8 protein-coding genes are annotated in these 11,578 nt (G+C 62.6%); 7 read left to right on the forward strand and 1 reads right to left on the reverse strand.

The window, feature by feature from the left end:
- Positions 1-257: 257 nt before the first annotated feature.
- On the reverse strand, positions 258-1,226 hold the full coding sequence (locus MHY13_RS03635; protein WP_239280888.1) for a hypothetical protein: 969 nt from the start codon (positions 1,224-1,226) through the stop codon (positions 258-260).
- Positions 1,227-3,621: 2,395 nt separating this feature from the next.
- Between MHY13_RS03635 and MHY13_RS03640 the strand changes: the two genes are divergently transcribed.
- From MHY13_RS03640 to MHY13_RS03670, 7 genes are all read left to right on the forward strand, one after another.
- On the forward strand, positions 3,622-4,902 hold the full coding sequence (locus tag MHY13_RS03640; protein WP_239280890.1) for a hypothetical protein: 1,281 nt from the start codon (positions 3,622-3,624) through the stop codon (positions 4,900-4,902).
- A gap of 106 nt (positions 4,903-5,008) precedes the next feature.
- Positions 5,009-5,275 carry a hypothetical protein gene (locus MHY13_RS03645; RefSeq protein WP_239280892.1) on the forward strand — a complete coding sequence of 89 codons (267 nt, stop codon included), beginning with the start codon at positions 5,009-5,011 and terminating at the stop codon, positions 5,273-5,275.
- A 238-nt stretch (positions 5,276-5,513) separates the two neighbouring features.
- Positions 5,514-5,756: a hypothetical protein gene (locus MHY13_RS03650; protein ID WP_239280894.1), complete on the forward strand. Its 243-nt coding sequence runs from the start codon at positions 5,514-5,516 to the stop codon at positions 5,754-5,756.
- 100 nt (positions 5,757-5,856) lie between these two features.
- Positions 5,857-8,421, forward strand: coding sequence for a COX15/CtaA family protein (locus MHY13_RS03655; protein ID WP_239280896.1), 2,565 nt, complete (start codon positions 5,857-5,859; stop codon positions 8,419-8,421).
- 67 nt (positions 8,422-8,488) lie between these two features.
- The gene (locus MHY13_RS03660) at positions 8,489-10,426 is read left to right on the forward strand and encodes a conjugal transfer protein (protein WP_239280907.1); all 1,938 of its coding nucleotides are present in this window, start codon (positions 8,489-8,491) and stop codon (positions 10,424-10,426) included.
- A gap of 125 nt (positions 10,427-10,551) precedes the next feature.
- Positions 10,552-10,875 carry a hypothetical protein gene (locus MHY13_RS03665; protein ID WP_239280909.1) on the forward strand — a complete coding sequence of 108 codons (324 nt, stop codon included), beginning with the start codon at positions 10,552-10,554 and terminating at the stop codon, positions 10,873-10,875.
- Between the two features lie 85 nt (positions 10,876-10,960).
- Complete coding sequence (locus tag MHY13_RS03670) at positions 10,961-11,566, forward strand: hypothetical protein (RefSeq protein WP_239280911.1); 606 nt, start codon at positions 10,961-10,963, stop codon at positions 11,564-11,566.
- Positions 11,567-11,578 lie beyond the last annotated feature (12 nt).

Raw genomic sequence — 11,578 nt, forward strand, 5'->3', positions numbered from 1 at the left:
GTACGCGGGTGGGTGGCAGGGCGTGGGCCATGCCGGACAGTTGGGGCTGACAGCCCGCGCACCACGGGGATGTAAAGCACGATGCAACACACAGCGCACTGCTCCGAATGTAGGGCGCAGCCTGCACCCCACGAGGCGGCTGGGGGAGCACCCACCCTACTGCGGCGCTGTGTGGCCGTCTAACGGGTTGGGGCACTGCCGGTGGCCCACTGGGCGGGTGTGGGGCTGTTAGCGCCTCCAGTGGCCGTGTGGGCGGGCTAGTGGTCTTCGAGCTGGCGGGCGGTCTCGGCCGCGTCGGAGGGTTTGAGCACGGTGGAGGTTCCCCCGTAGTCACCTGCCGGGTCGCCACCCGTGGCCGACGAGGTCTGCTCGGCTGCTTCGGCCGCATACATCGCCGCTGCCGGGTCGGTGGCCTCCAGCCCGGCCAGGTGCATGTCGGCAAGGGCTTGCACGGCAGCGTCCACAGCGCGCTGCCGGGTGTCTTCGGCGGCGGCAACCACGCGGGATGCCTCGGCAAGGCTGGGGCCGTCGCCGGTGTTGAACATGCCTGCCAGCCGGTTGCGCACGGCGGTGGCCACACCCCGGCTTAGAGCTTCGGCGACCTGCTTGTGTCGCCACAGGGCGGCGGCCTGGCCGGTTAGTTGGGTGCCGTGTCGGTTGTGGTCGTCGCGGGTGTAGTCGGCGGCGCGGGCGGGGCTGGGCACGGCTGTGCGTGCCCCGTTGGCGTAGGTGCGGTTGAGGCGGGCGAGTTGGGATTGGCGTGACATGCCGGTCGCGTCGTTGATGGTGGCCCAGGTGTGGCCGATGGTGCGCGCAATGGCGATGGCTGCGGCGGTGGTGTCGGTGGCCTGTTCCTGGGCGCGGCGTGCGTCGTGTTCGGCGGCGTGGGTGGCGCGCAGTGCGGCGCGGGCAGCGTCCCACTTGTCGCGGCGTTTGGTGTTGGTTGGCGGCAGGGTCAGACGGGCGCGTTTGACGCGCTCGACAGCGGTGGAGCGGTTGATGCCGCCCAACTCTTCGCTGATGGCGTTCCACGGTAGGGCAACCGCACGGGCGGCGTGGATTTCGCGGGCGGTGTCGCCGGTGGCGGCGCGGGCGGCGGTGCGGGCGGATTCCTCCGCATCGAGGGCGGTGTGCAGCCAGGGCACCACGCGCTGGCGGGCGCGCTCCAAAGCGGTCAGGGTGGCGGTGGTGTCGGTGTGGTTGCCGCTGTCTGGGGTGTGGGACATGGGCTGGCCTCCTGGTGGTTGGATGCGAACACCCGCCAGCCTAGACGCTGGGTGTGCACTACACCCCGCATGTGTGGTGCAGCCTGCACCCCACATCACCCCGGTAAGGCCACCCCACCCTCACTGCGAACCCACCCGCCCATGACGGGTGCAGCCTGCGCCCCACACCAAGCGCCGCGAAGCCAGCCCCACACGCCAAGGCCACCGCCGCATGAGGTGAGGCCGCGCGGCCGGCGGAGCGCACGCCCCAGCGGCTCGGAGCGACCCGACAGGCAAAGCCTGCAACCAACCCGCCAGGCGGTTGGTGGACGCTCGGAGGGTAGGCCCCGCCAGGGCACACCACAGGGGGTGGTCTTTGGCCCTCCCGGCAGGGAGCCTGCGCGGCGAGCGCGCACACCACTGGTGGTGGGGGAGTGGGGTGCACCCCACGGTGGGGAAAGGGGGTCTGGGGCACGCCCCAGTAGTTGGCGGCGCGACCGCACACGCCAGCGTCGGCGTGGCCAGCGCGGGCGACCGGGGTGGTGCCTAGTTGCGGCCGAAAGCGACGGTGACCTGAACGGGTCTTTGTCGGGTACGTGGTTACTGCTTTAAGCACCCGTCAACCCCGTGGGGGTTTTGGGTGCTCTCGCAGGACGGGCGGTGCGGCACATGGTGCTGGCACGTGGCCCGTCCTGCTCGATGCTAGGGGTTTCGGTCTGCTGGTTTTGGTGCTGGTGTGTGGGTGGTTGACACACCCGCCCCGCAGGGGGTTGGGTGTGTCCGCTTCGCGTCGGGCGGTGGTCGGTTGGTTTCGGTGGAAACCGTGTGGCCCGACGCTTCGCGCGCTGGTGGTTTCGGTCTGCCAATTTTTTGGTGCTGGTGTGTGCGGGGTGTGCCAGCCTTAACCCCCGTGGGGGGTTGCGGCTGGTGCCCCACGGTGGAGGGGTCGGGGTGTGCCCTTTTTCGCAGGGTGGGTTGTCGGTCTTCTGGTTGGTTGTTGGTTGAGGGGGCACACCCCTCCAGGCGGCATGGCGGGTAAAAGGGCGTGGGGCAGCGCGACCGCACACGCCAACGACGGGTTTTCTTTGCGGGCAAAAAGGTTGGTGGGTAGTTGCGGGAGTCCCCAGGCGGCCTTTGCGGTGAGGTTCGTGGTCGTGCGATTGGTGTTGTTGCGTGGTGGGGATCGAAACCTGGGTTTCGGTGTCTGCGCGGCGTGGCCACGCCAACGACAAGACTTCCCTGCGGGCAACAGGGTTGGGTGCTGGTAACCCCGTCTGCTCCGGGGGTGTGCTTCCAGTGGCTAACTACTTGTGGGAGCCTACTGGGGAACACCCCAAAAGGCGGCGCTTTTCCGTTGCGCAACCCACTGGGTCGCCCACCCAAATCGGCCGGGCGCGGGGGGCGCGGGGGCGCGCCCGGCCGAGCCGCAACCACCGTTTCGGCACAAGCCCCCAATGGCCTAAACCAGCCGAGCTGGCGCACCCACCGCATGAGGCTTTCTCCAAGAAGCAACCCACGGTGGAACACCACCGAAGAAAACCCCCAAACACGCCCACAGTGATCACGCCCAACCAACCCTATCGTCGGCGTGAAAACCAGGCGCAACATCCACCCCGTTTCGGCCTCTTTTCCAAAGCCCTGCGCCGTCGCCGCACAGCGAACACCAACCACCAAAAAGACTGCGACTCCCGCAACCACAACACCACCCAGTTGCACGCTGTCCAAGCCTTAACGTTGGCGTGTGCCGCCGCGCACGAACACCCCACCGGGGTGTGAGTCCTGACACCACCGTCCACGACGGTGCGTGACAGGCCCGAGTCCCCGCCCGGCAAGGCAGGGAACTTGGCACAGCGAAACCCCCACCAGGGGTAAGCCGTGCCGACCCTGCCGCGCCAGGGGACGAGTCGGGAACTTTTCAACCACAGCCAACCCGGCACCAGGCGCAGCACACCCCGATGAAGCCAACTTTGCCCACAGGCAAAAGCAGGCATCACTCGGGGGCAGCAAGCCCCGGGTAGGCAAGGGCGCAAAAGGCCCGAATCCGAACCACCAACCCAACAAGGGCAACCCAACGTCAGCCCAAAAAAGGCTGCTGGGTTTCGTTGTTGGTGGTGGTGAGGATAGTTGTCTGTAATGCGGGGTGTGGTGCTGGCCGTGTTTGTTGGGTGTTGGTGCTGGTGGTGGCGTTGACCTGGTGTGTTACGGTTCCGGCCAGGGGGTGGCCGGGTGGGTGGCCGGGTTTGAGGTACACTTGTGTAATGTTCGTTGGGGTACACCGCGTGCTGCGCTGTGTAGTGCGGTGTGTGCCCCGTGGGGCATTACGTTGTGCGGTGGATGCGAGTCTGCTGCCAGGGTGGTGCACTCGTCTGAAACGGATCGGTTTTGTAAGCGTCAACAGTGTTGGATGTGAGGTTTCGTGGCTCGAATAATCACCGTTAAAGAACAGGTGGAGCGTGAGGTTCCTGCCGTGCCCACAGAAGACTTTTTGGGGCGCATGAAACGTAAGGCTTCGTCCTCGTCTTCGCGTGCCGAATACTCGGGTCTTCACTACAACGACGGGTGGCGCAGAAACAGTGACGATCAACTGCTTTTAGAGTCCGTGACACGCCTGGGTGCCATGTCCATGCGGCAGGCTCACCGATACATCTATCCCACCTGTTCCTGGCGTACGGTTCGCAAGCGAATCAACTACATGGTGCAGGCCGGTTTGCTGGCTCGAATGGACTCCGTTCTGTGGGCCGGAGTCATCATCTATCCCACCCCGGCAGGCAGGCGTGCAGGAATCCCCGACGAGCACTCACCACTGCGCTCAATGGAACCGCCCGCAGAGTCGTCAATGATGCACCGACTCCTCGCCGCAGAGTACGCGCTGACCTACATTGCAGCGGGTGCCACCATCATCACTGAACGCGAGGCGCGCGCCTTTGAAAACGGTGATGCAATCCTCAACACCGAAGCCCGCGATCACTTCCTCTACAACCTTGGTGTGGTGCGTGGCGGCAACGGTGAGCGCGGCGTAAATCCCAGTGCCGATGTGGTCGGCAACAAACAGGTGGATCGGTGGCTCACCCTGCCGTTGAAAGACGGCCACACCAACGTTCGCATCCCTGATTTTCTGGTTGTCACCAAACGCGGTGAGCTTCGCGCCGTGGAGGTCGAGCCAACTCCTAAAGCGCCATCACGCGCCCGCTCGATTCTTACCGGCTATAGGGAGCATTGCCTACAGCACAATCCGGTGCCGCGCGGGGCGGACTACACGTTGAAAACCGCTGGCGCACACTACGGTCAATTCCAGTCCGTGCAGTGGATTGTCAGCGACGCGGTAGACACCCAAATGCGCGGTCACTCCTCCGGTTTCAACCCGATTACCGGAAAGCCGGATAAAGGTCTGGTGCGCGAGGTGTGGGACGCATCCTCGTCCACCCACCTGTTCTTCCAAAACGAGTCCTCCTGGTCGCTGGACAACCCCAACTGGCCGGTGTCGGTATTGCCTTTGGATGTAAGCGCAGACGCGGGCCTGGAATACGCCGTGGCGCAACGCAACCTGCCTGCCACCTACCGCACCTCAATGGTGTCGTGGCGCGTGTGGCGGGAACTGTGGCAAAAGGACATGGCAGGCGAGGAAGATCCAGTCCCGTTTACCCAATGGATTCGCTTCCCCGGCGTGCTCGCTGAATGCCGCAAACACTCCGCATAACCCCACCCACCGTCTCCAGCACTATTGCCGGGCCGGGCGGTGTCGCCGGTTTGTAGGGTGGGTGCCACACACCAGATAGCCACAGCAGAAAGGACACGCACCCTTAATGTTCAACCGCGACATGAATACCGACCCGCTAGGCGAATACCGGCCCCCGCTGCGCAACATCGCTGCCGGTGTGCACGGCACGCCAGCCCAGGCAAGCGTGCTTGTCGCAGCTGCTGCCGTAGCAGTCTTGGTAGCACTGACAGTGGCCTATGCGGCCGGGGCCATCTCCCAGCCGGTGGCATGGGTGGTGCTGGCTGTCGCGGCCGTGGCAATGGTGGGCGGCTGGTGGCTGTCCTACCGGCTGGTGGATGCGGCAGGAAACTAACCGCACCCGCCCGGGCGGCACACGCGGAACCCACCCCAACGAGCGCGTGTGCAGACCGCTTCCCACGGGCGGCAAACCTGTGTGACAGCCCCTGTGCGGTCAGGGTGGGTTGGCCAAACACCCCCCGTGTGCACACTGTGCTGACACACTGAAAAGCACAACCCAACAACCACTACAACCGGCACCGTCGGGCGGACAGTTCCCGCTTCGCGCACCGCGTGCCAGGTAAGGATTCGCCATGAGCCGTGAAGCCAGAAACACCGTCATAGCTTTTTGTGCCCTGATGCTATTCCTCCTCGTGGAGGGAGGCCTTTTCGTAGCAGGCTTTGCCGAAATCATTGACACCGAAACCGCCATCACGTGGGCGGCTCGCCTGGTGCTTGTGCCGGTGGCCGCAGCAGTAATCTACGTGGTCTACCGACTGCTCGACGAGGCGTACCTGACGCTGAAAATCCACCGCGAAGACACCGCCGAGCACTAAACCCACCCTCGTATCGTTGGCGTGGTTGCCCGCGCGATGCGCACCCGGGGAGGGTGTGCACACCCTCCTGGGAGACTAGACGGGTGAGAAGAATCGTTGAGTGGAAAGGCAACCAATGGGCTTAATGGGCTTGGGAAGTTCCAAAGACGACAAAGAGGACAACAAAGACAGCTCCAACGGCTGCGCCGGAGTGCTCCTGGGCGCTGTGGTGATTGTGGCGCTGCTGGCCCTGGTGCCACTGGCAGTGTTCCTTTTTCCCATCTTTGCAGTGGTGGGTGAGCGCCGACTGGTGCGCCTGTCGCGCTGGTGGATGGCAACCGGCATCGCCACCGTCATCGGGTTGGCAGCAGCCGGATTCAACCTCACCCGCTGGCTCGGGTGGTTTTCCTCCGCCCCCGCCCTACTGTGGGGCAAAATGCTAGGAGCGGACAGTCCCATCGGACTGTTTGCCCACTGGGGCAAGGTCAACGCCCAAGAACCGCACCTCAACCTCGCCCTACAGCACATTTTGACCTCCGTGCCACTGGCACTGTTTGCGATGTGCTTTTGGTGGTGGTGGCGCAGCTACGCCATGAGCCTGCGCGCCGAGCATGAGGGCGAGCAGTACTCCAACCAACGCCCGGTGGGTTGGCTGGACAAGCGCCGCATCGAGCGCAACACCGCCGCCCTCCAGGAGGGTTCCTGGTCGAACAAAAACGACGGGAAAGTCGCTGTTGGCATCGGAAAGTACGGTGAAGTTGCCGACGTTGACCTGGGCGAATTGAAGAAAACCGTGCTGGTGGTGGGTACTTCCCAGTCGGGTAAAACCCGCCAAGCCAACTCCCTGGCCGCCCAGCAGGTAATGAAACTTGGCGGGGCCAACATCACCATCGACTGGAAAAACGATGAAGCGTTAGCGCAGGCGAAAGCCGAGCTTGCCCGCCAGCGGGGAGTGCCGTTTTTGCACTTCAAGATGATTCCCCGCGCCGGAGGAAACTACACCGCCCCGCACCCGTATGCGCCGGATAGGCCAGCCCACTACGACCCGCTCATGCACGGCAACGGCTCGTCCAAGGCAGCCATGCTGCTTGACTCGGTTGACCGCGAGGGCGACGCGGCAGCCTACGCCCGCACCGCCAATGAGGCGGTAAAACTCGCCTACGATATTGCTGCGCTCAACGGCTACGACCAGCGCCGCGACCGGCGTGGCCACCCAATTGGTGGCTTCATGCTTCTAGCGCGCATGCTGGAGCCAGAGTTCCTGGTCAAAGCCGGTAGGGCCGTGACCATTGAGAAAGTAAAAAAGGTTAACCCGTTCCTATCCGACCAGGCTGCCGAAGCCAAGGTTGATGCCATCCACGACCGCATTGGCTCCTTTGAGCAGGATCTGAAAGAGCGCGGCTCGCTGTTGTCCAACTCGCTCAACAGCGTGCGCTCCACCGTCTCCAGCTACATCAACGACTCCTCGGTGGGGCCGTTTTTGTCCCCCGGCTCAATTCCCAGCCTGCGCATCGACTTGGTGCGCGCCATTTTGCGCAACGAAATCATCGTGTTTTCCCTCGACGCCCAGGAAGACCCGAAAATGGCAGCCATGATCGGCACAATGGTGCTCCTCGATCTGCAAAACGCGGTATCCACCCTGCGCAACAGCCACACCCTGCTGGCTGACCTGGAAAACGACCCCGATGCAGACTTCGATGGGGAGGAATCCGTGTGGAACCCGGTGGTACTGCAAATTGAGGAGCTGTCGGCGGTGCAGTCGCCAGCGGCGGCCACCGCAATGCTGGGGCTTTTCAACAAGTCCGCTGACGTGGGTGTGCGCCCCATCATCTCCACCCAGTCGCTGGCAGATATTGAGGCTGTAGACGGCACCGGCGTGTGGCTGCGCCAGCTGATGGCCCAGCTTGACCACCTAATGACGTTGCAGCTGTCGGAGGCGAAAGACGCGGAGAAAGTCGCCGCCTTTTCCGGCATGGTGCAAAAGAAGATCGCGATGGAAACCAAGGAAGTCTCCCACAACCGCACTGGCCTGTTCCAGGGCGCGGCAGCAGCAGGCACCATCCGCTCCACCACCGAAGACCGCACCCGCATCGGCCAGGCGGAAGCACTGCGCTTAACCCGCGTTACCCCAGACAACCCGGCCGAGTTTTTGTGGGTGTCGAAAGTGCCGGAGTTTACCGCCGTACACACCAACACCCCAGAGGGGCCAAACAACTGGGCAGAACACTTGAAGCTGGTGCCGGTACACGAGCGGCCCCACAAGTGGAAGTCCTGGGGCAGCCGTGAGTTCGTCGAACAGTCCCGCCAGCAGCGCGACGAAACGTTTAGCCACATGCTCGACGATTTGCAGCACAACCCCGTAGTCCACCGCCTGACCAGCACCGCGCGTGCGGAGGAAGCAGTGCAGGTGGAACAGACCATCGGCCAAGCCCGTGCAGCCAATGCAGCGCCAGAGCCTGTAGCGGACAGTCAGCTCCAGGAGCCGTTCGGTGAGGATGTGGCCCCACAGCCGGAGGAAGAACACGATGATGTGTTTAGCCCAGTTGATGATGGTGGCGACGATGACTTCGACTTCACCGACTCCGATCGCGACGATTTCCCAGACCCGCAGCCGCGCCAGCAGTCCCGACCGGCACAAACGCGGTCTATTGCGGACACGCTCGACGACGATGACGACCCTTTTTAGACGCTGCCGGGGTGTGCACACCCTACCGATACCCTGATGAAGCGAAGCCAACCACGAAAGGTGCCTAATGACTCGACCACACAACAGTGCCGTTGACGGTCTGGAGATACCGGACGCGTTTGTGCTGCCGGAGGGTGTGCGACTCTACAGCCCACCCGGGGCTATCCGCATGCCGGAGACGACGTTTAAGAAGTTTCGTCCCATGCACGAAAACTCCCAGCACACCAAACACGTCTTTGACACCCTGCTGGAACCGTCCCGACAGGCCGCTGATGCCGCAGCAGCAGCCCAGACGGTGGAGTTCACCCCCTACCAGCCAGACGAGCGCGACAAGCCCTCATTCCCCAACAAGGCACTGCCGGTCAAAGACCCAGCCGACAACGCTGGCAACCTCGTTGAGGGCGTGCTGTTTATTGAAGACGATGGCACCCACCAGTATTTGAACCTGGAGGAAAACCCCAAGCGGCAAGGCACCTACATCGCCCTTGGTGAGGACGGCCAACCACTCCTCGATGGCACCGGCCCCAGGGCCAAGCACATCATCACCGACGCAGACGGCCACGTCCTACCACCCAAAGAAACCTGGTTTAACAAGGTCAAAGGCAAACTAGCCAACAGTGATGGTGCCCAAGGCGACGACGATCCGGTCACCGTCTACACCAAAGAGGGCATCCCCCTGGGAGACTTCGACGTTGTAGCCCCCGGCCACACACCCTCCGACGGGCGGGGCAGGCGCGGAAACCGCATCGCCGCCTACCTGGCAGGCGCTGGAGTCCTGGCGGGCGCATTCATCGCCGTGGCAGGCGTGATGGTGGGCCGCTCCGCTGTGCCCGCAGAGGGCCAAATCACCCCAGAGGAAGCCGAGAACTTCCACCTTGCACAATTTCCCACCAACGCCGCCGCCGCATTCGGCGAACACTACCTCACCTTGTGCCTGACCCACCCGCAGTACAAGGAAGACATTGAATCCCGCAACGAAATGATGGCTGGCATGGAAGCCGAGGGCGTTGCCACCAACTGCGGCTGGGAGAAAGGCGGCCAAGCCGTGGCCGTTAACTCGGTAACATTCAACGGCCAGGTCGAAGAACGCGAGGAGTTCACCCGCGAAGACGGCTCCCGCGTGGCCTACATGGGCTTTTTCGTCACCATGAGCGACGGGCGGCACTTTACCGCCACCCTGCCCATCTGGTCTGGCACCAACGAGCAGGAGCGCCCCGCCTACTCGATTGTTGGCCCCGTGGGCATGTCCGCAGCCACCGCCGTGGGCACCAGCCCTGACATGAGCTTCAACCAGCCAATGGATCGTGCTTTGGCAGGTGAGCTGGAGCCAACGTTGAGCACATTCTTCGACGCGTGGGCAGATTCTGACGCGCAGGACCTTGACGCTATCCTCTCCACCGACGCAACCGGCGAGGCCCGCTCCGGCATGGATGGTGCGCTTGCAGATCCCGAGTTCACCGACATTAAGGTCTACCCAGCCCGCCAGCCAGACAAGACCGATGGTGATACCGCCATTTGGAACTATCAGCAGGGAGACCGAGTGTACGCATTCGTCAACCTCACCTGGAATGTGTCTGACGAGGCAGGCGGGCATGAACAGCCCACCGGCTACCGCATAGGTTTGGTCTACAACGGTGGTAAGTGGGAGGTTGAATCCCTGGACTCCGGCGTGGTTACCACTGGCGATGGCGGCGGGGACAGCTCCGGCAGCAAGGGCAGCAAGGGCAGCAAAGACCCCAACGCGAAAAACGACTCCGGCAACGTTGGTGGCGGATTCAGCGGCGGGTTCAGCCCTCTAGGCGAGGGGGACTCCGATAAGGCGAAGCCAGTGGAAGACAGCGACAGTGAGGACTCCTCCTCCGGTGGTAGTGCCGCAGACCACGGGTTTAGCGACACTAAAGACAGCTCGGACAGTGAGGACTCCTCCTCCGGTCGTGGTGATGGCCCCACCCAAAAAACACCGGGGGCTACCGCCAATGAATCGTTAGGGGGTGCCACTGCGTAATGGATGGCTAAAACGCAGGTGTAAATCGCATCCCCGCAGGTCGGTGGGGGTGTGCACACCCATATGACACACTTTTACATGCAGGAGCCGAACACCCACGATCATCCGAAAGGAAACCTCCAGATATGACCTTTGCACCCACCCCAGAAATGGCCAACCGATTCATTCTTGCCCAGTCCTTTGATTCGGGAGCCGAGGGCAGCGGCGATGCTGGCTCCATTGTCGGAGCACTTGAGGAACTATCCCAGCAAGCAACTGCTATCAGCGTTGCTGCCATCATCCTTGCTTTTATCCTTTCCGCCTTGTGGGTTGGATTTACTATGTTCAAGGGCGGTTCCATCGGACAGGCCTTTACAGGAGTTGCCGTCATTTGTGTGGTCGCCCTCCTCCTGGGCATAGGCCCCCATCTGATTGGTTGGTTTGTTGGCATGGGCAATTCTCTCACTTAGCAGGCTGGCACCTCCGCACAGCAAGAACCATTGGGGGAGGGGCTTTAGGCCTCGTCCCCATTTCTATATCTAAGGGGACTATGCAGTGAACGAAGAGTATTTCGACTACACCGCAGTCAAACGCCATCGAACGCGTATTTGGCGAATTTCTGACTCGATCAGCCTAGCCAAGTGGGGCGGACTCGACCTCTTCGCCGTTGGCGCTGCCTTTGGTGCTGCTATTGTGCCCACCCTCCTCTTAGCGATCCCCGTAACGCTGCTGCGATTTCCCACAATGGTTATTTGCAGCTTCTTCTTCGTCGGCTTCGGCTACTGGGTGTACTCGAAGCTGACCCAAGAAAACGTCAAAGACACCCCGTTTACCATCGGCAAAAAATGGTTCATGCGCCGCTTCCAGCCGCGTAAATACATCCAGGCTATCGGCGCAGACTTTGCCCCCGATGACCTCCAATGGCAGGTCATTTTGTGGCGGCCACACTGGGCACCTGTACGCATTGGCGATATTCGACGCTGGGAAAGCTACGACCCAGCTCCCATTGGTGAGGTGCTGCGCGAAGACCTTGATGTAACCGGAGCAGGTGAACTGGTGGACTGGAACCGCCACTTTTACTTCGATGAAGAACCCGACTTTGACGACGAACCTGAAACTGTCGATGAACAACCGGCCCACACAGGGCGCGACCGTTCCTAAACCACGCACACA

This window comes from Corynebacterium sp. ACRPE, from assembly GCF_022347435.1.
GTDB lineage: Bacteria > Actinomycetota > Actinomycetes > Mycobacteriales > Mycobacteriaceae > Corynebacterium > Corynebacterium tuberculostearicum_D.